Here is a 23548-nt window from a genome sequence, read left to right on the forward strand (position 1 = left end):
GAACCTCGCCGTCACTCATATCCGCAAACGCAGCATCCTTGAATCAGGAAGTGTGGGAAAATTTGTGGGAAAACTTACAATCAAGATAGATATAATATCTTTATTTTCAGTTCTTTACTTTAATTAATGTGTATCCCTCCGTCTCCGCCAATGGCTCCTTCTCGTCAGCAAAGACACCCGCTGCAACGTGGCGATCACATCGCAGCGGGGCGGCGCTCAGTTGCGGCTGGCGAGCAACGAGACGCGGCCGACGCGGTAGCCGCGCTTGCGCATTGCCTTGACATAGTCCTTGTCCGCATCGACCAGTTCGACGGCATATTCCTCCCACGCATCGGCGATGTCCTCGCGGTCGCTGGCGCGGCGCAGGTCGTGGTTGAGCTCCTTGTCTGCCTCGTTGACGTTGGCAAGATAGTTGAACCACTGCGCGTTGAAGACCTCCGAGATCGGTTCGCTGCGTATGGCCGGCAACGGGAACTCGGGGCCGGTGGAATATTGTGCGGTGGCCAGCGCAGGAACCCCGAGCGAAACCAGGCAAACAGCGACGGCAAGCAACTTCATCGAACTTCTCCTCATTGGCGTTGACGTTCCGAAGGGACAACGACGCGCGCGCCGCGTTTCATCCCGCTGCCGGAGAATTATCAGCGGCGGCCCGGCCGGCCCGGACGAGGCGCCACCCAGCCACCCGCCTGCCAGGCGCGCTCGGTTGCCGCATCGGCGACATCGCCCGCGCGCATCGCATCGACCGCTGCGAGCAGATCGCTCGCACCCGCCTGGCGATAGGTGGATTGCGCGGAACCGGCCACCGCCTGGCGCAGCGCCCAGCGATCATCCTGGCGGCAGGCGATCCCGGCAATGGCGGCGCTGTCGAAGCTGCGGCAGACCGCGCCCTGCCTGTCGCGGAAGGTGAGGCCGATGCGGATATCGGTTGACGCAGGCTGGGCCGATGCGAGCTGGCGATCCAGCGCGTCAGCTAGTCCGCCTTGCGCAACCAGCATCTCGCCCCGGACCCCGACCGGCCCAGCGCCGGTTGCCGTCTCGAGTGCCGTGTCGGGGGCCAGAAGGCGCGGGCCGATCACCAGCCCCAGCGCAAGGCTCGCGGCCATCGCGGCGAAGGTCGGCCAGCCGAACCGGCGCCGGGCATCGGACACTGGAATGGCGGCGACCTCCAGCGGCCGGGTCAGCCGCTCGGGAAGAGGTTCATCGAGCGCCGGGTCGAAATGCGCCTTCAGCCTGGTCTTGAGCGCTCGCTGCTGCGCGATCATCGCCGCCAGCGCCTGGTCCTGCTCTGCTGCGCGCTCGATGCGGCGGCTGGTGACCAGATCGAGCTCGCCATCGACATAGGCCATGATGATATCGTGATCGAAGGTCATGCGGCTTCTCCGAGCATATTGGCCAGAGCCTCGCGCCCGCGCCCCAGGCGCGAGGTCAGAGTTCCGACTGGAACCGAGGCGATGTCGGCGGCTTCGCGGTAGCTGTAGCCCTCGACGAGCACCAGGACGACCGCCTCGCGCTGTTCGGGCGGCAGCCTGGCCATGGCGCGATCGATATCGCCCAGTTCCAGTTGCGCTTCCATCCGCCGATGGCCGTCATCCGCGATCTGCACGGCATCGTCATCGATATTGGCAGTAGGGCCGCGCCGTGCATTCGCGCGATGGCGATCGATCCAGAGATTTCGGGTGATGCGGTACATCCAGCTATCCAATCGTGTTCCCGGCTGCCATTGCTGACGTGCGACCAAAGCACGCTCGACCGCCGCCTGGCAGAGGTCGTCGGCATCGGCGTGATGACCGGCAAGCCCCCGCGCAAAGCGTCGCAACCGCGGCAGCAGGGCAACCAGATCTTGCTCAAATGCCATTCTCGCGCTCCACATCGGCGGTTGCCATGCCGCATCGGGTCAGCCATTTTTTGTGGTTCATGCGGATGAAACGTCCCGGTTGATGCGTTTCATCCCCGGACCACGAAAAATTCGTGCAAGGACAAGGCGGAGGGATGGCCTCTGGCAGGGACGCAGCAGCATGATGGCAAAAATATGCAGGGTCATGGCGGGGGTGGCAATGGTCGCCCTTCCGGCGGCGGCGATGCCCCAGATCGGGCTGCCTTCGCTGCCCACGCCGCGCGGCGGGATCGACGGGCTTGCACGGCCCCTGCTCGACACTCTCGACCTCGATCGGCTGTCGCCCGATGCGGTGGCGCGGCAACTGCGCTCGGCAAGGCTTGATCGCCTGACCGGTTTTGTCCGCACCCATCGCGATCGGGTCGAGTTCGACGCGGTGCGCGCGCCTGCCCTGCGCGGCGTGCTGCTGGCGACGGGGGTGGCGGGCGCCGACCGGGCCAGAGCGATTGCGGCAGGGTACCGCATCATCGACGAAGAGGTCATCGCGGAGCTCGACCTGACCTTTGTCCGCTTCGCGCTTCCCGAAGGACTGCCGCTCGGCAAGGCGCAGCGCCAGCTGGCCGCGCTGATGCCCGCAGCCGAGATAGCAGCGGACAACCTCTATTTCCCCAGTGGCGGTCTTCCGCCCGCAGCATCTCTCGGCGCGCTGGCCGCTGCGCAGACAGGCGGGCCCGGCGGCGCGCGGATCGGCCTGATCGACAGCGGCGTGGGCCCACTCCCCGGCCTCAGCACACGGGTCGTGCAGAAGGGCTTTGCCACCGGCGCGCCCCGCGCGGGCGACCATGGCACCGCGGTGGCGGCGCTGGCGCTGGGCGCGGCGGGTTCGGGCAGCGCGCTCTATGCTGCCGATGTCTATGGCACCGATGCCACGGGCGGCACCGCCTCGGCAATCGCACGCGCGCTGGGATGGCTCAGCGGGCAGCAGGCCGCCGTGATCAACATCAGCCTGGTCGGACCGGACAACGCGCTGGTCCATGCAGCGATCGCGCGGGCCCAGGCCAAGGGTGCGCTGATCGTCGCAGCCGTCGGCAATGATGGCCCGGCGGCGCCGCCAGCCTTTCCGGCAGCACAGTTCGGTGTGCTCGCGGTGACCGGTGTGGATACCTCCGGCCGGGTGTTGCCCGAGGCGGGACGGGGAAAGCATGTCGCCTTCGCAGCACCAGGGCGCAGCCTGGCGCCCGCCGCAGGGGGAGGTAAGAGCGTCACGGTGCGCGGCACGTCCTTTGCCGCGCCGCTGGTCGCAGGCAGGCTGGCGCAGCTGTACCCCGCCCCTGCCCCCGGCCGAATCGAGACCGCCGTGCGCGGCCTGATAGGCCAGGCGCGCGATCTGGGGCGCAAGGGCCGCGACCCGGTCTATGGCCATGGCCTGGTCTGTGGCGATTGCGGCCGCTGACAAATTCCTCCCGGCCGGGGATGGATTACCCGAGCCGCCTCGTTGTCTCTCCAGCGGATGCCGTTCCGGCGCATCCGGCAAGCGAAGGAGATCAACGATGAAGCATGTTCTGAAGATGGGCTGCGTTGCAGCGATTCTCATGGCCGCTCCAGCTCAGGCGCAGTTGCTGGGCAGCGGCGGCCTGGGCGGTGGCGGCCTGGGCGGAGGCTTGGGCGGTTCGCTCGGTAGAACGCTGGGCGGCACCCTGGGCGGCACGATCGAGCGGCCGACCCGTGATCTGGACGCGAGCGTGGAACGCACCCGCCGCTCGGTCGATGCAACCGGCAACGCCAGCGGCGAGGCCCGCGGCGAAGCGCGCGCGCGCCGGCAAGTCGATGCCCGCAGCGGCCGCGTAGCCGCCGATGGCGGTGGCAGCGCCAGCGGATCGGGCAATCTTGCAGGCACTGGCGGACTGCTGGGCAACGGCATCGCCGGCGCGGTCGGCGGGTCGGGCGCGGGCAGCGCCAATGGCGGCGCCGAGGCGACGCTGATCGGAACCGACCGGGCGGGCGAAATCGCGCGCAGCGGCGCTGGCTCGGCGCGCAATACCGTTGCCGGTGCCCGCCAGAGTGCAGTGCAGCAACTTGGCCTCGCGCAGGCCGCCGCAGGTGGCGCTACCGGCCAGATCGGAGCGGTTGCCGGTCTTGCAGGCAATGCCGGTGGTTCGCTCGCGGGCAACGCAGGCGCGATCGCAGGCAGCGCGGGTGGCTCGGCCAATGGCAGCGGGGCATTGACCGGTTCGGGCGAAACCGGGCCTGCAACGCTCGCCGGGATGCCGGTGACGAACGCAAAGGGCCGTGCCATAGGATTTGTGCAGAGTGTGCGGACCGGAGCCAATGGCACTGCGGACATGGTGATGGTCGAGATCGGTGACCGCATCGTCCCGGTGCCCGCGAGCCAGTTGAGCGGCAACGGCGATGTGCTGGTCACGGCCATGTCCTCAGGGCAGCTCAAGGCAGCGGCAAAAGATGCCCGGCCGGGCGAAGCCCAGGCCGAGCCAGGCCCCGAATGACCTGCGGGTCCATACGCCGCAGCCGGTCAGGGGGTACTAACCCTGCCCGGTTGCGGCATCGCCCCTGCCGGGGTACCAGCGCAAGACGCGCACATCGCCCGCCATACGCCAGAAGGCCTGGCGCTTGCATGCGGGCCAGCATGCAGTGTCACCACCGCGTGGCGCACGCCTGCGGCTTTGGTGACGTGCAAGTTAATGGCGCGTTAGGGGCTGAAGCCCATTGTTCACTGCATGGGGGGCACATGCGGCCGGAAAACCAACATGACATCTCGCGCACCGCCTATCAGTCCTGAACAAACGATCCTCCAGCTGATCGCGAAATACTCGCGCGACGTGATCGCGCAGGTTCGCCCCGACATGACCTTCAGCTATATTTCACCGTCTGCCGAACGGCTGTTCAACCGTCCGACCACCCAGATCATCGGGCATCACATTGCCGAGTTCGTGCTGGAGGAAGACCTCACGCTGATCGCGCAGGCGACTCACCAGGTGGTCTCTGGCAAGGCGGACGACAGCGTCGTGACAGTGCGCGTCATCAAGGGCGATGGCGGCCTGATCTGGGTTGAAGTCGCATCGCGGCTGATGGACCAGACCGAAACCGGCGCCCCGGGCAACCGGGCGGTGATCATGCGCGATGTTTCCGAGCGCAAGGCGCTGGAAGATACGCTGCGCACCATGGCGCTGAAGGACGGGCTGACGGGGCTGGCCAACCGGCGCTCGTTCGACGAGACGCTGCTGATGGAGTGGAAGCGCACGGCGCGCGCGCGATCGCAGATGTCTCTTCTGCTCGCCGATATCGACGGGTTCAAGACATTCAACGACGCTTTCGGCCATCAGGTCGGTGACGATTGCCTGCGCAGCGTCGCCAACGCACTGGTATCGGTGGTGCAGCGCCCCGGAGACACCGTCGCCCGATATGGCGGCGAGGAACTGGCCATCATCCTGCCCGAAGCGGATGCACAGGCCGCCACGATCGTGGCCGAGCGCGCCAGACAGGCGGTCGAGGATCTGCAGATCCGTCATGCAGGCTCGAGCGGTCAGGTGCTGACGGTCAGTATCGGGTCGGCAACCGCGCGCGCCAGCCATGGCGGCTCTATCGGAATGCCGCAGGCGTTGCTGAGCTCGGCTGACCGGGCGCTTTATTCAGCCAAGGCCGAGGGGCGAAATTGCTGCAGGGCAGCCGTGTCGCTGGTCGAGCGCTAGGGGGCGCGTGCCGGTTGTGCGAAGTCCATCGTCACGTAGCACCAGCGCGAGACAAACAGACCGACAGCCGGTTTTTCCGGCATCCACCAGCCGACTTGCGGGCCGACCGCCGCTGATCATTGGCTGACCAGCTGGAATTTCGATCCGAAAACGAATACTGCCACCTTGATCAAGCGCGCCAAACCCTTTGCACCAAGGCCGCCCGGCTGTAGCGTCCCAATGGGCCTTGCGTTTCGACCTGTCAGGACGTTCGGGTTTGGTCGCTCGAGGCAGAATAACAGCCATCGACAGGCGACCCCTTCACAAGCACGAAAGAATATTCAGTGTCGAAAATCGTCAATGGCGCCAGCCTGAAACCACGGACCGGAACTCGGCCCAGGAACATCGTGCTGCTGCTTCACGGCTATGGTTCGAGCGGCACGGACATGATTTCGCTCGCGCCCCAATGGCAGGATGCGCTTCCCGATACATTGTTCCTTGCGCCGCACGCCCCCCAGCGCTGCGGAATGATGGGGGCGGGGTACCAGTGGTGGGGGTTGTCGGGGTTCGCGCCGTCGGCATTGGCGGCTGGCGCAGCATCGGCCGCTCCCGCCATCGACGCCTTCATCGACCGCAAGCTGGCCGAGTATGAACTGACCGAGGCGGACCTGGCCTTGGTCGGGTTCAGCCAGGGCACGATGATGGCACTGCATATCGCGCTGCGCCGACCAAGCGCGGTCGCTGCCGTGGTCGGCTATTCGGGGATGCTGACCGCAACGGCAGGGCTTGCGCACTCCGACTTCGCGAAGCCGCCGGTGCTGCTGGTGCATGGGACCGCCGATCCGGTCGTACCGATTGCGGCGCTGCATATGGCAGAAAGCGAGCTCAAGCGGCTTGGCGTCGCAGTCACGACGCACGTCTCCTACGGTGTAGCGCACAGCGTCGATCCTGTCGGTCTGCGACTGGGCCGGGATTTTGTCCGTGACGCCTTTGATCGGTCGTCCTGAGCGCCTTACATGACCAACGGAGTGGCATATCCCGTCAGCTCAAGATAGCCCCGGCCACCTTCGGTGCGGACCAGCCCCTCCCAATAGACCGGCAGACCGCTCGAACGCGCATCGAGTTCCTGGTCTGCGAACATGGGCGCGAGCGTCAGGCGCTTCTGGCCCTCAGGCAGCTTGATCGTCAAAATCTGCGCCACCGGATAGGTTGCTCCTGTCCGCTTCGATCGCCACGTCCGCGTTGGCGTGAAGGTGATATCGCCCGGCTTGAGGGTCACCGCTGTTCCGTTCGTGCGGCGGAATGTACCACCCGCCCAGATGCTGCGGCCATCTTTGCCCCGGATACGGAACGCCATCAGCGCTGCCCCATCGTCGAAGTTTAGCCCCGTCCAGTCCCAGCCGACCGCCGCTCCGCCCAGGTAGCGCGACGACCATTCCCGGTCGAGCCAACTGCGCCCCCTGACGGTCTCGGTCGATGAGCCGCGCGTGATCGTTCCTGTCGTCTCCAACTGCGGCAGCGAATAATAATAGCTGGCAGATTGAGGCTCGGGCCCCTTGCGGCTGTAGCCGCCTGCGCCCTGCAGGATCGGTCGCTGCGTGGGCGTGAATGTCAGCTTCAGCGCAAACCCGCGCGCGACGATCCGCGCCGAAAAGCGACCATCGGCCAACCGGGCCAATCGCCAATCCTTGATGCGAACATCGGCGTCACCAACCTTGGCTTCGGCAATGCCGAACCCGCCACGCGCCGCGCGCTGATCATGCAGGAGTTTGCCGATGGCTGGATCCGAAACGGCAGCGTGGGCAAAGAGCACCTGTCTCGGCGCAAACTTGCTGGGGTTGCCGGGATCGACCCGCGGCCGCGTGCGAAAGAACGTGATCTGGAACCCCAAATCCTTGCCTTTGGAGGTTTTGACTGTCCCCGTCACATACCACCATTCCGTGCGGAAATCCGGATGCGCGCCGTGATCGGCTGGAAAGGAAAAGGCACGGCCCGGCGTGACATCAGGATAAGACAATCCCGGTGTCTGCGCGACACTGGCAGTGGTCAGCGCGAGGGCTGCCAGACTGAGCGATGCTGCGCGGATCACCAGTCGGCCCTCACCGCGCGAACCGCATCCATCGATGCGGCGCGTCGCCCGGCAAGCATTGCCGTGATCGCCGAGGATACAATCAACGCCGTGATGACCGACAGCATCAGCGTCACCGGCAGCCGCGTCGTCATCGTCCAGTTGAACGATTGGGGATTGATGACATGGATCAGCACCTGGCTGATCGCGACGCCCAGTGTCACGCCGACCAGGCCGCCGACCGCGCCCAGCAAGGCGCCCTCGATCCCGAGCATCGCGACAATCTGTCCGCGCCCGACGCCAATATGGCGCAGCATGCCAAACTCGCGGGTCCGGGCACTGGCCTGCGCCGAAGCGGTGGTCGCAACGCCGGCCAATCCGACGATGACCGCAATCGCCTCAAGCACATAGGTAATCGCAAAGCTGCGATCGAAAATCGAAAGCGCCAGGGTGCGCAGGCTTGCAGGTTCAGCCATTGTCAGACGCGACTTCAAGGGCGGCGGGGCTGCAGCCCTTATGGCCCGCTGCACAACCTTTATATCCGCGCCGGGTTCCATCAGCACCATGGCATCGTCGCGGACTTTGTCACCCGTAAGCCGATCGTAATCGCTGGAATCGATCACCACCGCGCCTTGCTGCCTCGAATAGTCGCGCCAGATGCCCGCCACGGCAAAGCGGGCGCCGGTGCCAATCGGCAAACGGATCGCATCCCCGGGTTCGGCCGCCAGGATACGCGCCGCAGGTTCGGAGAGCCAGACCGCGGTGGTGCCAGGCGGCGGCATGACTTCCTCCCCCAGCAATTCCAGCGCCGCACCGTCGGTGCCGACCGGACGTGCGATCAGGCTCATCGGAGGCTCGCTCGGATCGAGGACGATGGGCACTTGCCGGCTGAACGCGATGGAAGCGATGCCAGGGATCGCAGCCATCCGCGCTTGCGATGCGGAATCAAATCCGCCCCAGCCCGGCTCCGACCGGACATACAGATCGCCCGACAGAATGTCGCCAAGCCATTGGTCGACCGCGCCGCGAAAACTGGTCACCATGACCGCCATCGCGATCATCAGCGCCGTACTTGCCACGATCCCGCACAAAGCGGTTGCGGCGGCGCTCGGTGCCCCGTGAAGATGCTGGATCGCCAGATCCGTCGGCACATTGCGGTGCAATGCACGGGCTAGCGGAGCAAGCAGCGCACGCGCAAGCCATGGCATCGCCGTGATCCCGGCGGCCAGCAAAAGCGCAACCGAAAGGTAGCCGAAGAGCGGCAGCCGTCCCACCGCAGGCAGCAACGCGGCCCCTATCCCGGCAACCAGCAGTGTGAGCGGCAACCCGCCGGCCAAATGATCACGCGGGTCGATGCTATCCCCGGCATTCTTGAGTGCGACGGCGGGGGCGGCACGTGCGCCGCGCAATGCCGGAATCAGGCTGCCCCCGACCGCCGCCGCAACCCCCAGGGCAAAAAACCCGGCAGCTGCCAAAGGCGCAAGGATGAGCGCAGGCGGCGCACCGTCGAAAATCCCGCTGCCAAGATCTCCGCCTAGGATATCGAGCGCGCCAGCAGCCAGACCAAAGCCTATCAGCAGGCCAAATGTAGCGCCGATCAGCCCGGCCAGCGCGCCTTCGATTGTCACCAATGCAACAATCCCGCCGCGTTGCATCCCGATCGTGCGGAGCAACGCGAAACTTTGCAGGCGCCGGGTGACCGAAAGCGATTGTGTCGAATAGACGAGGAATGTGCCGGTAAACAGCGCGACCAGCGCCAGCATCGTCAGGTTGACGCGATAGGCGCGCGAAAGACCATCGCTCTGTTGGGCGTCGTCATCCTGGTCGCTGACGATCGCATCTGCCGGGATCAGGGGCATCAGCCGCGAACGGACGTCGCCTGCCTGCACATCGGAGGTCAATTTGAGGTCGATCCGGTCGATCCTGCCCAGCCGCCCGAACAGCCACTGCGCGGCGGCAATGTCCATCATGCCGACGCGTCGCCCCTCGGCAATGGCCGGCAGCAGGCCGCGCACGGTCATCCGCTGCACCTGCCCATTGGCATTGATCGTCACACGGTCACCGATGCGCAACTTTCCAGCGATCAGCGCAGCTTGCGACAGGAACAGCGCGTCGCTGGCAAACACATCATCACCCCCGCCGCCCTGTTTTCCGCCACCGGGGCCGCTGGCGGGCGCACCGATCAGGCTGGGCGTCACCTCGGCCGCGCGGATGATATCCAGCCCGAGCAATGTGAAAGGCTCGCCGCGCGCAACCCCTGCCCTGAGCACGACGACCGGGCTGGCATCGGCGACCCCTTCAACCTGCAAAACCTTGGCATAAAGCGCTTCGTCAAAGCCAAGACGGCTTGCCGCCTCGATTTTCAGGTCCGCGGCACCGTTGACCGTGTTCACCGCCTGACCAAATGCCGCGAGTGCCGATCCGTTAATCAGATGCACCGCAAACCCCAGCGCGACCCCGATGGCAATGGCGATCACGGCAATCGCGATCCGCCCGGGATGCTGCCGCGCCTCGCCTGTGATCAGCCAGGCAAGCGCCCGGATCGAATTGCTAGACATTGGCGGGGGCCAGCCCATTCTCAGTCAAGACGAGCGTCCGGTCGGCGATGGCTGCTGCCGCGGCCGAGTGCGTGACCAACAAACCTGCCGATCCCGAATTCCGCGTCGAATCCGCAAACAGCTGCAAAATGCGCGCGGCCGTTTTGCTATCAAGGTTTCCCGTCGGCTCATCGGCCAGGATCAATGCCGGTCGATGGATCAGCGCCCGCGCAATCGCAATGCGTTGCAGTTCCCCGCCAGAAAGATCGCGCGCATAGTCATCGCCCCGGCTGCCGAAACCTACCATGTGAAGCATCGCATCCGCGCGCGCTGTGATCTCGCTTTTGTCACACGCCGCCAAGGCGAGCGGCAGCGCGACGTTTCGGCGCAGGGTCAAATATGGGAGGATATGAAAAGCCTGAAACACAAAGCCGATCCGGCGGCGGCGCAAATCGGTCAGCCCGCGATCATCGAGCAGGCCCAAGTCTTCGCCGCCAATCAGGATCTGGCCTTCATCATGAACATCAAGCCCCGCAGCGATGTTGAGCAATGTCGACTTGCCCGACCCTGACTCGCCGATGATGGCGACAAGTTCCCCCGCCGCAACGCTCAACGAGAGATTGCGAAACAGAACGCGACCGCCAGGAACGCTTTTGGTGAGCCCGCGCAATTCGAGTTGTGGGGTCAACGTTGGTCTTTCGGCTCTGTCGGGCTGGAGCGCATGATAGCGCATGGCCGTCTCGGACCGCCTTTTGGCATCAAACCCGTGCCCTGGCTAGATTGCCTTTCTGAGCACGTTTTGCAGATCATGCCGCGCGGTGCGGCCTCAGCCAGTTCAAGGCCGCTTACTGACCAAAACCTGCGCCAACCTCGCTGCCGGGTATCGGCAATGCCAGCCGCCATTGAGCGTTTCGATAGGTTTGATCTATCGCCGGGCCGCCAGTATTTCTTGTTCACCATCAAGGCCTGTAGCCTATCTTGCTACCTGTTGCAGTTATCATGCTCCTGTACGGAGGAACGATAAGGGCATCATGAGGACACAAATCAGACATTTCTGAACGGCTTGTCGGCCCCTGTTTTTCAATCGGGAATGACGTGATGTATCGGTACATGGCATCGGGCAATTCAGGCGGTGGCTTCATTCACGGCGATCAAGAAATGAGGTTTGGCGAGAGAAGTTTTTCTTGTGCCCTATCCCTGATCTGCACGTGCTGCATATTTTTGGCCCCCATGCTTATCTCTGTCGAGGGCCGCGCGAATATCATGAGCAGTGTGCAGGTTTTCGTCATCAGCGCAGAAGACGCGAATGAAGGGCCCATCGCAGAGTCAGCCGGGAAAAAGTACGATCAGCCAGAAGGGGTAGACAAGCGCCGGGATGACAATGCCGGGCAGCCAGAACCCCGGCCAGCGTCCACGATACCGGAGCCTCCGGCATTTCCACGGGTGCGCCATCCGGAGCCGATCGAACTACCGGACTTTTCCCAGACGTTGAATGCGGCTGCCGATATCCCGGACAGCATTTTCGACCAGATTCCTGCCCATGCAGGCAATGCCCTTGTGGATACGGGCGCGCCGAGCGTGTCCGGCGCTGGCGATGGCAGCTCCGGAACAGGCGAAGGGAGCAGCGGCTCCGCTGAGAGCGGCAAGGGGATGGCAAAAGTTTACACCGCGTCCTGGGCGCCAAGCATGGACTTCTCCAAGGACAACAAGTTCTACCCGCCCGGCGCTGCCGCTGCCCGTGTCGAAGGTGTGGCCTGGCTGAAATGCAAGGTGGTTCGCCGCGACCGGGTGCGCAATTGCCATCTCCTAGGGGAAAGCCCGCGCGGCTACGGTTTTGGCGAGGCTGCCTTGAAGACCGAACCGGGCCTGCGCATCCGGTTACACGATCGCGCTGGCCGGCGCGTCTTTGACGAATGGACCATTGTCACCTCCACCTTCAGCCTGGCGGACCTTGCATCGGACTAGCGGGAGCGCCGCACCACTTCGCTGGTGCCGACACTGGTCGTGGCGAGCCGTCATTTGCTCGTTTCAAAAGACTTCAGCGCCGCGGCCGCATTAAATTCAGAATTTGCTTCCATATTCTGAACAAGTTGGTAGAGAAGCGGGGCTCACGTCGCATGCGACGGATAATCGGCAGCATTATGCCACCTCTTATCCCTTTCTAGCACTACTTGAAGCCGGGATGCTCCGCTGTTGGCGCATGCCCGTCATACTTGGGATAAAGGCTTATCCATATGATTACCGGAACCGTGAAATTCTTCAACGCCGACAAGGGCTATGGCTTCATCGCGCCAAATGGTGGCGGCGACGACGCGTTCGTACACATTTCCGCCGTCGAACGCGCCGGAATGCGTACCCTCGACAAGGATCAGACCGTTTCTTACGAACTGGAAACCGATCAGCGCGGCAAGACCTCGGCAGTGAATCTTCAGGCTGCATGATTGATGCGGGGCAGTGCGGTCAACGCGGCCGCACTGCCCCGCTCCTTGTACCGAGCTCAGTTTTCCGGAGGCAAAAATGACTGATCCTAAAAATCGTCCGTTCCTTATCAACAAGGATGCCGATGGAAATGTCCGGCTTACGGTGCGCTCCACCCGCTACAACTCGCAAGGTTACCCCCTGGTGACGTCGCTGCTGCAGGACGAGCTGTTCAAAACTGCAACCGCAGCGCGCGCATTCGCACAGGAACATTTCGGTGCTCGCCCGGGCGAATACTCAGCAAAGTAACTGCTGGCTGCTCCGCCTCGACCGCGGTCCAAGCTGACCGCTTCAAAAACCTAAGCCATTCAGGACCTCTCGGCCTCGCCACCTCCTCAAGCTGGGGCAGGTCTCTGCCGATGGCGGGGTGTGGAGAGGCAGGAGCTGGCGTCCGAGGACCGGGTTGGCCAAGTCAGCCGCCGCGCATTCCACGATGAACCTGCCGGATGACCATGGCTATGGTTGGTGGCGGCAGACATTCGCGGTGCAAGGCCGGTCGATCGACACCTATTTAACCAGCGGCAATGGCGGGCAAATGCTGCTCGTGATCCCCGAGCTGGAAATGACCGTGATGTCCCAGGCAGGCCATTACAGCGACGCCCAACGCGTTCCGCGACCGGATCATGGGGACATTCATCCTTCCTGCAACAGCATCTGCAAAGGCGAGAAAACGACAGGCCAGCCGCGGCCGCAAGCTGGCTTTTAAGCCATCCACGGAACGGCTTGCAGGCTGCCTCGTAACCCTGTCTGGCGCGCCGGGTCTGCCGCACGGGTTTCAGTCGAACGAGGGATGCAATCACGATGGTCTCCGCAGCATCCGTCACGATGCCGTATTGCGGGCTGACCACTGCTGATCGCTGGTTGACCAGCTGGAATTTCGATCCGATCGTGATCGCCGCGATCGCAGCGGTATCGGTACTGGCCCTGCACGGACCCCGCAATCTTGGCGCGCAGCGCTGGACCGCGGTCGCGCTGATGGCGATGCTTTGGATCTCTCCCCTGTGCGCGGCATCCGCGACCCTGCTGTCGGTGCGCGTTGCGCACCATATGGCGCTGATGCTGCTGCTGGCGCCCGCGCTCGCGCTGGGCTGGCCGAAACTCCGGCTGGGCGATCCGCTGGCTTGGGCGATCGGCGCATCGCTGGCGCTGGCCGCGTGGTTCGTACCGTCCGTGTACAGCTTTGCCTGGCAATCGGATGCGGCATACTGGGCGCTGCAGCTGGTGATGCTCGGCGCGGCGTGGCAGTTCTGGGCGACCTGGTTTGCACCGGCCACCGATTCCCGGCCTCTGATCGCGGTTGCAGCTCCGGCGCTGCTGGCGATGGCGATGGGCTTTACCGGTGCGCTGCTGACTTTCGCCCCGCGCCCGCTGTTTGCCGAGCACATCTTCACCACCGTGCTGTTCGGTGTGTCGCCCCTGTGGGACCAGCAACTGGCTGGCCTGCTGATGTGGACCGCGGGCATGGTGCCGATGGCGCTGCTGGCGTTCGTGCGGCTGGGCAGGCTGGCGGGCGCTCCGGCCGAGGGCGCGCGATGCTGATCACCTGGTCGACCCTGATCTTCAAGGCGCTGCATATCTCGGCCATCGCCCTGTGGGCGGTGGGGCTGATCATGCTGCCGCTGCTGTTCCGGCGCTATCGTCCCGGGCTGAGTGATGCGGCCTATGCCCGTTTCCGCAAGCTCACCCATCACAGCTATGTCCGCTTCCTCACCCCCGTGGCGGTGGTTGCGGTCGGCACCGGAATCGTGCTGATCCTGATGCGCGGGATTTTCGAGCCTTGGCTGTACGCCAAGCTGGCGCTGGTCTCGCTGCTTGCGGTGCTGCACGCCTATATCGGCCACATGATCGTGCAAACCGCAGAGCCCCGCGGAACGGTGCGCCTGCCCTCACCCTATCTGGTGCTGGCCCCGGTGCTTCTGGTGCTGGTCGGCATCCTGGTGCTGGTGCTCGCCAAGCCGGTGCTGGCGCTCGATTGGCCGCAATGGATGACCCAGCCTCAATCCTGGTCGCTGCCGCGTTGGGTACCGATTTGATAGTCGAACACAAGCTTGCCGCCGTGCCAACCGGTAAGGCCCGTCATCAGGACGCACAGGGCAGAGAGCATCACCCCATAAGGCAGGATCGCGCCGACCGGGTCGCCCAGCCTCAGGCCCCAGTTGCCACCCAGCACCGACAGCAGGGTCATGGCGAGGATGAAATGCGTCCAGCTTGCCGCGCGCACCCGGATGCCCGGGACCGCGAGCAGTTCCACCGTGCCGACCATGCCGGCCAAAACGCCGAAGATGAAGCCCGATCCGATCGCCCACAGCGCGGCGCGCGCCCAGAACATGTCTCCGGTGGCCCAATAGAGCAGATCGGCGCCGAAGGTGCCGAACGCGGCGGAAATCGGAAAGGCGACCATCATCGCGTGCACCGGATGACTGGCAAAGGCGATCCGCGATTCGGTCTCGTCGAAGCTGCGGCGCGAAAGAATGGGGTCGGAGCGCAGGGTCTTGGTCTTTTCGGTCATCGCGCTCGTTTTTCCTGCAGCCGTTCAGCTCTTCCAATGCGCGCATGCCTGTTCGGTTCCCTTTTGCTGCTGGCCGCCTGCCAGGGTCCGCTCTCCACGCTCGATCCCGGCGGCCCGCAGGCGCGATCGGTTTTCGTGTTCACCTCGGCGATGGTTCTGGTCGCCACAGCCGCGTTCGCGCTGGTGATCGGGCTGTTTGCGATCGCGCTGCGGCGGGGGAAGCGGGTCAAGGGTGACGACGCTGCTTCGGGGACGCGCGCCGAGCGGCGATGGGTCGTGTGGCTGGGCATCACCTTTCCCATGAGCGTGCTCACCGTGCTGCTGGCGGCAACCTTGTGGGTCGGCGAAGGACAGTTCGTACGCGACGACCGCCTGCCGACCTGGCGCGCGACCGCGTCGCAATGGGGCTGGCAGTTCGCGCCGCTGGGCGCCGATGGCGTGCAGGGCGCGACCACCGACCGGCTGGTGATCCCGGCAGGCGAGCCGGTGATCGTCGAGATCGTCTCCACCGATGTGATCCACAGCTTCTGGGTCCCAAGGCTTGCGGGCAAGATGGATGCGGTTCCCGGCAAGCCCAACCGCCATCTGATCCAGGCTGATACCCCCGGAACCTATCTTGGCCAGTGCGCCGAATATTGCGGCGTCGGCCATGACCGGATGCGTTTCGAGGTGCTGGCCACCGCCCCGCGCAGCTCGGCAGCCGGGGGCCAGCCATGACGACACACCAGACATCTGCCCAGGCGCCCATGACCCCGCACGATCCCGCCGCGCTGCATGCCGAGCTCGACGCGGTGTGGCGCGGCCTGCCGGGCTGGCGCGGCTTTGTCTGCGAGGTCAACCACGGCGCGATCGGGCTTCGCTTCATGATCACCGCGATCGTCTATTTCGCCATCGGAGGCGTGCTGGCGATGCTGATCCGCGTCCAGCTGGCCAGCCCGCGCGCCGCCTTTGTCGGCCCGGACATCTACAACCAGCTGTTCACGATGCACGGCACGATCATGATGTTCCTGTTCGCGATTCCCAAGCTGGAGGGGCTGGCGCTGTATCTGCTGCCCAAGGTGATGGGGGCGCGCGACATGGCCTATCCCCGGCTCTCGGCCTTGGGCTGGTGGTGCTATGCGCTGGGCGGGCTGATCCTGCTGGTGGCGATGCTGGCAGGCGTCGCGCCCGATGGCGGATGGTTCATGTACACGCCCCTGTCGGACAAGGTGCACACGCCGGGGATCAACGCCGATGTCTGGCTGCTGGGCATCACCTTTGTCGAGATTTCGGCGATTTGCGCGGCGGTGGAGATCACCGTGTCGATCCTCAAGCTGCGCGCCGAGGGCATGGCGCTGACGCGGCTGCCGCTGTTCGCGTGGTACATGCTGGGCACGGCAGCGATGATGCTGATCGGCTTTCCGCCGCTGATCCTGGGCTCGATCCTGCTCGAGGTGCAGCGCGCGTTCGACTGGGCGTTCTTCGATCCGGCGCGCGGCGGCGATCCCATCCTGTGGCAGCACCTGTTCTGGCTGTTCGGCCATCCCGAGGTGTACATCATCTTCCTCCCCGCCGCGGGCGCGCTGTCGGTGATGATCGCGACCTTCGCGCGCCAGCCGATCATCGGCCATGCGATGATCGTCGCAGCGATCTGGGCGATGGTGTTCCTGAGCTTCGGACTGTGGGTGCACCACATGTTCACCATCGGCATTCCGCATCTGGCGCTGGCGTTCTTTTCCGCCGCCTCGATGCTGGTCGCGGTGCCGACATCGGTGCAGATATTTGCCTGGATCGGCACCTTGTGGAGCGGACGGCCGCGCTGGTCGCTGCCGATGCTGCACATCACCGGCTTCTTCCTCACTTTCGTGCTGGGCGGGCTGACCGGCGTGATGCTGGCCGCCATCCCATTCAACTGGCAGGCGCACGACACCGCGTTCGTCACCGCGCATCTTCATTATGTGCTGATCGGTGGCTTCGTCTTCCCGATGCTGGCGGCAATCACGTACTGGATGCCGCACTTCACCGGGCGGCGCGCAGTGCGCGGACTGGGGGCCGCAGCGTTCTGGCTGATCTTCATCGGGGTGCATGGCACGTTCCTGGTGATGCACCTGACCGGGCTGCTCGGCATGCCGCGCAGGGTCAGCATCTATCCCGACAATCCCGAATGGGAGCTGCTCAACCTTATCTCCTCGGTGGGCGGGTTCATCATGACCGCAGGCTTCGCGCTGTTCGCGGTCGACATGGGGCTGCAGCTCTTCATGGGGCGGCGCACCCGCCGCAACCCCTGGCGCGCGACCAGCCTCGACTGGGCGATGCGGCTGCCGCCGCCCACGTACAACCTCGCCTCTCTGCCCCGCGCGGACATGGAAACCGACGAGCGAACCCTCACCCCGTCGCGGCTCGATATGCTGGCGACCACGCTGGCGATGGGCGAAGGCATGCTCGCCGGCGCCCCGCGCGGGGTGCGCGAGACGCTGATCATCGACGCGGTCAGCGGGCGGGCAGAGGCGGTTGCGGTGCTGCCGGGGAACACCATGCGTCCCGCGCTTACCGCGCTCACCATCGGCCTGTTCTTCCTGGCGATGCTGGCGGGCTTCTACTGGGTCGCGGCCGCTGCAGTGGTTCTGGTCGCGGCGATGTGCGCAAGCTGGATCAGGCCGGTGGCGCCGATACAGGGCACAACCGCCGCTGTGCCCGAGACGATCGAGGGACTGCCCGCGAGCCCGTTCTATCGCCACGGCCTGGGCTGGTGGGGATCGGCGGTGCTGCTTGTCGCCAATGCCAGCCTTTTCGCATCGTTGCTGTTCGCGGTCGCCTTTCTCTCGGTGATCGCGCCGGGATGGGAGGGTGCGGTGCAAGAGAACCCGCACGGCGTGCTGCCGATGGCAGCGTTGCTGGTTACCGCAATCGGCGGGGCGCTGCTGCTCTGTGCGGGCCTGTGGTCGCAGCGTGCCGCAACCGCGGGGCAGCGCGCGCTGGCCTGGGCGGGCATGCTTGCGGTCGCAGCAGGCGCGCTGGCTTCGGGCGCGATGATGACCGGATCGCCTGCCGAGCACGCGCGCCATGCGGTGCAAGCCGCGATCCTGGCCTATCTGGTGCTGCACGCGCTGATTTTGGTGACGATGCATCTGGCCGCAGCGCGCGGGCACCGCATCGGTGTGCAGGCCGTCGCGACGCAGGGCGTGCTCGCGCAGTGGCATGGCTATACCGGGCTGGTCTCGCTGATCGGCGCGCTGGCGCTGGCGGTGGCCAAGCTGTGATGCGCAGGTCCGCGCTGACCAGGACGGCGCTCGCCCTGTTGTCGGGGCTGCTGCTCTGGGCGTTATGGTTCGTGCTGGCCTATGCGCTGCACGGCGCGCAATGCGCAGGCGCATTGGGCCTGTCGCGCACCGCCGGCCAGATTGCGCAGGTCAGCTTGTGGCTCGTCGCGCTGGGGGTGATCGCGCTGCTGGCCAGGCGCGCTGCGCGGCTGGATGTATCACCCGGGCTGGGGCGCACGGCCCGTTATCTCCAGATCACGGCAATCGGCGCGACCATCTTCGCCGGTCTACCGATCCTCGTTCTCGCCCCCTGCTGAGCGCTGGGCGATCGTGTTCCGGCTCAGCGTGCCGTGGCCGAAGGAAATCGCAAGGCCCAGCGCCGCGATCCGCACGGGAACGGCCTTGCTGGCCGGAGTTTTCGAGGTGCGATCGTGGTGCGACAGTGCGATCAGCGGGTTGAGCTCGGGATAATAGCCCACGATCGTCCCCGAAGGCAGATCGAACGGCACCACCTCCAGATTGTCGATGCGACGATCATGCCCGTCCTCGGCATCGCCCAGCAGCGATATCCGCTGCCCCGCGACCAGGCCTGCGGCGGCGATGTCTTGCGGGTTGATCAGCACGACATCGCGCGTCCCCTCGATCCCGCGCAGCCGGTCGCTATAGCCGTAGATGGTGGTGTTGAACTGGTCGTTGGAGCGGACCGTGACCAGCCGGTAGCGGCCCGGCATATCTTCCATATCGGTCGCAGCGAGCATCTGCGGCGCGGTGAACACCGCCTTGCCGCTGTCGGTCTTCCAGATGCGCTCGCGCGCGCTGTTGCCGCGATAGAAGCCGCCGGGCTCGAACATCCGGGCGTTCATGTCGTGGAATTGCTCGTGATAGGTCTCGGCGATCAGGTCGCGGATCAGGCCATAGTCGCCCGTCCATGCATCCCACCGCACCTTGGGATTGGTCTTGAGGGGATTGGCCTCGAGCGTCGCCTTGGCGATACCGGCGACGATCGCGGTCTCGGACATCAGATGTTCGCTGGCGGGGGTGCGATGGCCCCGCGACCCATGGATATGGCTGAAGCTGTCCTCGATCGTCACGGTCTGTGGGCCGGACGCCTGGATGTCTTCCTCGCTGCGCCCGAGACACGGGAGCAGATAGGCGGTGCGGCCGTTGAACAGATGGTTGCGGTTGAGCTTGGTGGCGATCTGCACCGTGAGCTGCAGCTGGCCCCAGGCGGGCTCGACCCGGCCCTGATCGGGAATGGCGCGCAGGAAGTTGCCGCCCAGCCCGATGAACGCCTTGGCGCTGCCGTCGAGCACCGCCTCGCACACCTCGACCGTGGTCATTCCGGTGTCGCGCGGCGGCTCGAAGCCGAACTGCTCGGCAAGCTTGTCGAGCGGCACCAGCTCGGGCTTTTCGGAAATGCCCACGGTGCGCTGGCCCTGGACGTTGGAATGCCCGCGCACCGGGCAGATGCCTGCGCCCTTGCGCCCGATATGCCCGCGCATCAGCAGCAGGTTGACCAGCATCGCGATGTTCTCGAAGCCATGGACGTGCTGGGTGAGGCCCATGCCATAGACTCCAATGACCCGCTCGGCCCCCAGATAGACGCGGCCCGCCTCCTCGATATCGGCGCGGCTCAGACCCGATTCCTGCTCGATCCGCTCCCAGGATGTCGCATCGGCCCTGGCGCGGAAGGCGTCGAAGCCGGTGCAGTGTTGGGCGATGAAATCATGGTCGATAACCGTCCCGCCCAGCGCATCGTCCTGCGCGAACACATATTTGCACAGCCCCATGATCGCGGCGATATCGCCACCGGCGCGGACCTGCAGATACTGACAGCTCAGATCGGTGTCGCTGCCGGTCAGCATCTGGCCGACGCGCTGCGGGTTGGTGAAGCTGAGCAGACCCTTTTCGCGGATCGGGTTGAAGGTCACGATCCGGCAGCCGCGCTCGACCGCCTTTTGCAGCGGGTGCAGAAAGCGCGGGCTGTTGGTGCCGGTGTTCTGCCCGAAGAAGAAGATCGCGTCGCATTCCTCGAAATCCTCGAGCACGCAGGTGCCGACCGGCGATCCGATCAGCTCGTTCAGCGTCACCGAGGTCGTCTCGTGGCACATGTTGGAGCTGTCGGGCAGGTTGTTGTGGCCATAGAGGCGCGCGAACAGCGCATAGAGGTACGAGGTCTCCAGGCTCGCGCGGCCCGATGCGTAGAACACCGCCGATTTGGGATCGATGCTCCTGAGCTCGGCGCCGATCGCGGTGAACGCCTCGTCCCAGCTGCATTCGACATAATGGTCGCTCGCCGCATCGAAGCGCATGGGATGGGTCAGGCGGCCGACATGCTCGAGATCATGGTCGCTCCAGCCGCGCAGTTCGCTCACCGTGTGCTCGGCGAAGAATTCGGGCGTGCAGCGGTGGCTGGTCAGCTCCCAGAGCGTCGCCTTTGCGCCGTTTTCGCAGAATTCGAACGCATGCGGGTGCTTGGGCTTGCCCCAAGCGCAGCTGGTGCACATGAAGCCGCCGGTCTTGTTCTGGGTCGCCAGCGTCGCCAGCGCGCCGGGGGACGACATTTCGCGCGCCATGGTCTGCACCATCCCACGCATCGAGCCCCAGCCGCCGGTGGATCCCTCATAGGAAACGGTATCGGGATGCTCGTCGGTGCCATTGTCGGGGCTGGTGTCGGTCGTCATGGCCGGGTCCTTTTCGGGAGGTCCCGTACCTTAAGCCCCAGATGCCGATGGGTTCCCTTTCGACACAACGCTTTACCCCGAAACGTCAGCGCAACCTGGCGATCGGAAACGGCAAGGCCCCGGACGGTTGCACCGCCGGGGTCTTGCGTTTTGGCGCGTCGGCCGCGCGCTTACTGCACGTCGAACCGGTCGGCGTTCATCACCTTGGTCCAGGCGGCGATGAAGTCATCGACGAACTTCGCCTCGTTGCCGCGCTCGGCATAGACCTCGGACACCGAACGCAGCTGCGAGTTGGAACCGAACACCAGATCGGTGCGGGTGGCGGTCCAGCGCTGCTCTCCGGTGGCGCGATCGGTGCCGACGAACTCCTCGTCGCTGCTGGTGTCGACCACCTTCCACGCCGTGCCCATATCGAGCAGGTTGACGAAGAAGTCGTTGGTCAGCTGCCCCGGCCGATCGGTGAGCACGCCATGCGCAGAGTTGCCCGCATTGGCGCCCAGCACGCGCAGACCCGCCACCAGCACCGCCATCTGCGGGATCGAGAGGCCGAGCAGATGCGCGCGGTCGAGCATCAGCTCTTCGGTCTTCACGCTCTGCTTGGTCGCCAGATAGTTGCGGAACGCATCCGCCCGCGGCTCGAGCGGCTCGAAGCTCTCGGCATCGGTCTGTTCGGCGCTGGCATCGCCCCTGCCACCGGTGAACGGCACACTGACATCGAACCCGGCATCGCGCGCCGCCTTTTCGATCGCTGCGCTTCCTGCGAGCACGATCGCGTCCGCCATCGACAGATCCCCGCGCAGACGATCGATCGTCGCCAGCACCGCTGCCAGCTCTTCAGGATCGTTGACCGCCCAGTCCTTCTGCGGCGCGAGCCTTACCCGCGCGCCATTGGCACCGCCGCGATGGTCCGACCGGCGATAGGTCGATGCCGATGCCCATGCCGCCTTGACCAGCTCGCTGATGCTGTGGCCGCTCGAAAGGATCGCTGCCTTGAAGCCATCGACCGTCGCCTGCGAAGGCACGGTGCCGGCGGGCACCGGATCCTGCCAGATCAGGTCTTCTGCAGGAACCTCGGGGCCGAGATAGCGGACCTTGGGCCCCATGTCGCGATGGGTCAGCTTGAACCACGCGCGGGCAAAGGCATCGTCGAGCGCCGCCTGATCGTCGCGGAAGCGTTCGGAGATCTTGCGATATTCCGGATCCATCTTCAGCGCCATGTCGGCGGTGGTCATCATCGTCGGCACGCGCTTGGAAGGATCGCGTGCGTCGGGGGCCATGTCCTCGGGGTCGGGGTTGATCGGCTGCCATTGCTGCGCGCCCGCCGGGCTGCGCACCAGCTCGAAGTCGTACTTGAACAGCAGCCGGAAATAGTCGCCGCCCCAGGCCGTCGGGTTGGGCGTCCATGCCCCTTCAATCCCCGATGTGGTGATGTGGCCATTGTTGATCTGCTCGGCATCGGTCGCCCAGCCAAAGCCCATCAGCTCCATCGCCTCGGACTCGGGCGCGCCGCTCAGCTGGTCTGCCGGCACCGCACCGTGCGCCTTGCCGAAAGCATGGCCGCCTGCGGTCAATGCCACGGTTTCCTCATCGTTCATCGCCATGCGCTCGAAGGTCAGCCGCATATCGCGCGCCGATTGCAGCGGATCTGGGTTGCCGCCCGGGCCTTCGGGGTTGACATAGATCAGCCCCATCTGGATCGCGGCGAGCGGGTTTTCCAGCTCCCAACCCTTTTCGGGATTGATGCGGGTTTCCGCGCCGGTATCGACCCAGGCTTCCTCGGTGCCCCAATAGACATCGCGCTCGGGCTCGAACACGTCCTTTCGGCCGCCGCCAAAGCCGAACACCGGGCCGCCCATCGACTCGATCGCGACATTGCCGGTGAGGATGAACAGATCGGCCCAGCTGATGTGCTTGCCGTATTTCTGCTTGATCGGCCACAACAGGCGCCGCGCCTTGTCGAGATTGCCGTTGTCGGGCCAGCTGTTGAGCGGGGCGAAGCGCTGCTGGCCGCTGCTCGATCCGCCGCGGCCATCGGCGGTGCGATAGGTGCCCGCCGAGTGCCAGGCCATACGGATGAAGAACGGGCCGTAGTGCCCGTAATCCGCCGGCCACCACGGCTGCGAGTCGGTCATCAGCGCTTTCAGGTCTGCCTTGAGCGCGGCATAATCGAGCTTGGCGAAGGCCTGCGCATAATCGAAATCCGGCCCCATCGGGTCGGGCGAGGTGCCGTTCTGCGTCAGGATATCGAGCTGCAGCGAGTCGGGCCACCAGTCGCGGTTGGTCCGCCCCAGCAGCGATCTGACGCCGCCATCCTTGTTCGAAAACGGGCAGTTGCCGCCCATTCCGCTTGTCTTCATGTCCATGGCTGCTCTCCTTCTGGATCTGATGGCGACCAGAATAATCCCTGCGGCGCGATCTCCCAAACAAGGAAAGCCCATCAGAGAGATAGAAAGGACCGATTGGGCCGATTGGCGAGGCCGCGCCTACCCCCATCCTTTGCTTGGCGTCGGTCC

Annotated in this window: 23 protein-coding genes; 13 read left to right on the top strand and 10 right to left on the bottom strand. The window is 65.1% G+C overall.

From position 1 onward, the window contains the following. Nucleotides 1-216 precede the first annotated feature (216 nt). The 4 genes from BSY18_RS13400 to BSY18_RS21565 form a co-directional block, all read right to left on the bottom strand. Nucleotides 217-558 (bottom strand): hypothetical protein, encoded by a 342-nt coding sequence (locus BSY18_RS13400; protein WP_069050857.1) that lies wholly within the window; start codon nucleotides 556-558, stop codon nucleotides 217-219. Nucleotides 559-638: 80 nt separating this feature from the next. Beyond that, nucleotides 639-1370, bottom strand: a complete 732-nt coding sequence (locus BSY18_RS13405) for an anti-sigma factor family protein (protein ID WP_069050858.1) — start codon at nucleotides 1368-1370, stop codon at nucleotides 639-641. Then, complete coding sequence (locus BSY18_RS13410; protein ID WP_054135592.1) at nucleotides 1367-1855, bottom strand: RNA polymerase sigma factor; 489 nt, start codon at nucleotides 1853-1855, stop codon at nucleotides 1367-1369. Before BSY18_RS13410 ends, BSY18_RS13405 begins: the two co-directional genes overlap by 4 nt. 57 nt (nucleotides 1856-1912) lie before the next feature. Next, nucleotides 1913-2041 carry a hypothetical protein gene (locus BSY18_RS21565; RefSeq protein WP_257785047.1) on the bottom strand — a complete coding sequence of 43 codons (129 nt, stop codon included), beginning with the start codon at nucleotides 2039-2041 and terminating at the stop codon, nucleotides 1913-1915. Between the two features lie 13 nt (nucleotides 2042-2054). On the opposite strand from BSY18_RS21565, the gene BSY18_RS13415 reads away from it, so the two are divergent. The 4 genes from BSY18_RS13415 (at nucleotide 2055) to BSY18_RS13430 (ending at nucleotide 6527) form a co-directional block, all read left to right on the top strand. Further along, nucleotides 2055-3287, top strand: a complete 1233-nt coding sequence (locus BSY18_RS13415; RefSeq protein WP_171900237.1) for a S8 family serine peptidase — start codon at nucleotides 2055-2057, stop codon at nucleotides 3285-3287. A gap of 97 nt (nucleotides 3288-3384) precedes the next feature. After that, a complete protein-coding gene (locus tag BSY18_RS13420) occupies nucleotides 3385-4338 on the top strand; it encodes a hypothetical protein (protein ID WP_069050860.1) in 954 nt (317 codons plus the stop codon). 261 nt (nucleotides 4339-4599) lie between these two features. After that, nucleotides 4600-5541, top strand: coding sequence for a sensor domain-containing diguanylate cyclase (locus BSY18_RS13425; protein ID WP_069050861.1), 942 nt, complete (start codon nucleotides 4600-4602; stop codon nucleotides 5539-5541). Between the two features lie 323 nt (nucleotides 5542-5864). Next, complete coding sequence (locus BSY18_RS13430) at nucleotides 5865-6527, top strand: alpha/beta hydrolase (protein WP_257785048.1); 663 nt, start codon at nucleotides 5865-5867, stop codon at nucleotides 6525-6527. A 5-nt stretch (nucleotides 6528-6532) separates the two neighbouring features. Here BSY18_RS13430 and BSY18_RS13435 read toward each other — a convergent pair whose 3' ends face one another. The 3 genes from BSY18_RS13435 to BSY18_RS13445 are packed head-to-tail and all read right to left on the bottom strand — an operon-like array spanning nucleotide 6533 to nucleotide 10858. Next, a complete protein-coding gene (locus tag BSY18_RS13435) occupies nucleotides 6533-7609 on the bottom strand; it encodes a lipocalin-like domain-containing protein (protein ID WP_069050862.1) in 1077 nt (358 codons plus the stop codon). After that, complete coding sequence (locus BSY18_RS13440) at nucleotides 7606-10146, bottom strand: FtsX-like permease family protein (RefSeq protein WP_069050863.1); 2541 nt, start codon at nucleotides 10144-10146, stop codon at nucleotides 7606-7608. The genes BSY18_RS13435 and BSY18_RS13440 overlap by 4 nt, the downstream gene beginning before the upstream one ends. Then, entirely contained in the window at nucleotides 10139-10858 is a 720-nt protein-coding gene (locus BSY18_RS13445; RefSeq protein ID WP_069050864.1) for an ABC transporter ATP-binding protein, read from the bottom strand. The genes BSY18_RS13440 and BSY18_RS13445 overlap by 8 nt, the downstream gene beginning before the upstream one ends. A 377-nt stretch (nucleotides 10859-11235) precedes the next feature. Between BSY18_RS13445 and BSY18_RS21045 the strand changes: the two genes are divergently transcribed. The 6 genes from BSY18_RS21045 to BSY18_RS13475 all read left to right on the top strand — a co-directional run bounded on the left by BSY18_RS21045 (nucleotide 11236) and on the right by BSY18_RS13475 (nucleotide 14636). Next, complete coding sequence (locus BSY18_RS21045; RefSeq protein ID WP_171900238.1) at nucleotides 11236-12090, top strand: hypothetical protein; 855 nt, start codon at nucleotides 11236-11238, stop codon at nucleotides 12088-12090. A gap of 269 nt (nucleotides 12091-12359) precedes the next feature. Further along, entirely contained in the window at nucleotides 12360-12566 is a 207-nt protein-coding gene (locus BSY18_RS13455; protein WP_054135600.1) for a cold-shock protein, read from the top strand. Nucleotides 12567-12642: 76 nt separating this feature from the next. Further along, nucleotides 12643-12852 (top strand): hypothetical protein, encoded by a 210-nt coding sequence (locus BSY18_RS13460; RefSeq protein ID WP_054135601.1) that lies wholly within the window; start codon nucleotides 12643-12645, stop codon nucleotides 12850-12852. 184 nt (nucleotides 12853-13036) lie between these two features. Beyond that, complete coding sequence (locus tag BSY18_RS13465; RefSeq protein WP_069050866.1) at nucleotides 13037-13309, top strand: hypothetical protein; 273 nt, start codon at nucleotides 13037-13039, stop codon at nucleotides 13307-13309. Nucleotides 13310-13404: 95 nt separating this feature from the next. After that, nucleotides 13405-14142, top strand: a complete 738-nt coding sequence (locus tag BSY18_RS13470) for a cytochrome c oxidase assembly protein (RefSeq protein WP_083231456.1) — start codon at nucleotides 13405-13407, stop codon at nucleotides 14140-14142. Beyond that, entirely contained in the window at nucleotides 14136-14636 is a 501-nt protein-coding gene (locus BSY18_RS13475) for a CopD family protein (protein WP_069050867.1), read from the top strand. Before BSY18_RS13470 ends, BSY18_RS13475 begins: the two co-directional genes overlap by 7 nt. Here BSY18_RS13475 and BSY18_RS13480 read toward each other — a convergent pair. Then, nucleotides 14600-15112: a DUF2231 domain-containing protein gene (locus BSY18_RS13480; protein WP_069050868.1), complete on the bottom strand. Its 513-nt coding sequence runs from the start codon at nucleotides 15110-15112 to the stop codon at nucleotides 14600-14602. The genes BSY18_RS13475 and BSY18_RS13480 overlap by 37 nt on opposite strands. A 36-nt stretch (nucleotides 15113-15148) precedes the next feature. On the opposite strand from BSY18_RS13480, the gene BSY18_RS13485 reads away from it, so the two are divergent. Genes BSY18_RS13485 through BSY18_RS13495 form a run of 3 tightly spaced genes read left to right on the top strand, consistent with a single transcriptional unit; the run spans nucleotide 15149 to nucleotide 18668 of the window. After that, nucleotides 15149-15829 carry a cytochrome c oxidase subunit II gene (locus tag BSY18_RS13485; protein WP_069050869.1) on the top strand — a complete coding sequence of 227 codons (681 nt, stop codon included), beginning with the start codon at nucleotides 15149-15151 and terminating at the stop codon, nucleotides 15827-15829. Next, nucleotides 15826-18351, top strand: coding sequence for a cytochrome c oxidase subunit I (locus BSY18_RS13490; protein WP_069050870.1), 2526 nt, complete (start codon nucleotides 15826-15828; stop codon nucleotides 18349-18351). The genes BSY18_RS13485 and BSY18_RS13490 overlap by 4 nt, the downstream gene beginning before the upstream one ends. Then, a complete protein-coding gene (locus tag BSY18_RS13495) occupies nucleotides 18348-18668 on the top strand; it encodes a hypothetical protein (protein ID WP_150126292.1) in 321 nt (106 codons plus the stop codon). Before BSY18_RS13490 ends, BSY18_RS13495 begins: the two co-directional genes overlap by 4 nt. Here the strand turns inward: BSY18_RS13495 and BSY18_RS13500 are convergent. After that, nucleotides 18639-21035, bottom strand: a complete 2397-nt coding sequence (locus BSY18_RS13500) for an FdhF/YdeP family oxidoreductase (protein ID WP_236823367.1) — start codon at nucleotides 21033-21035, stop codon at nucleotides 18639-18641. The genes BSY18_RS13495 and BSY18_RS13500 overlap by 30 nt on opposite strands. Before the next feature lie 170 nt (nucleotides 21036-21205). Then, entirely contained in the window at nucleotides 21206-23398 is a 2193-nt protein-coding gene (gene katG, locus BSY18_RS13505; protein ID WP_069050872.1) for a catalase/peroxidase HPI, read from the bottom strand. Nucleotides 23399-23548: the final 150 nt, after the last annotated feature.

Source organism: Blastomonas sp. RAC04 (assembly GCF_001713435.1).
GTDB classification, from domain to species: Bacteria; Pseudomonadota; Alphaproteobacteria; order Sphingomonadales; family Sphingomonadaceae; genus Blastomonas; species Blastomonas fulva.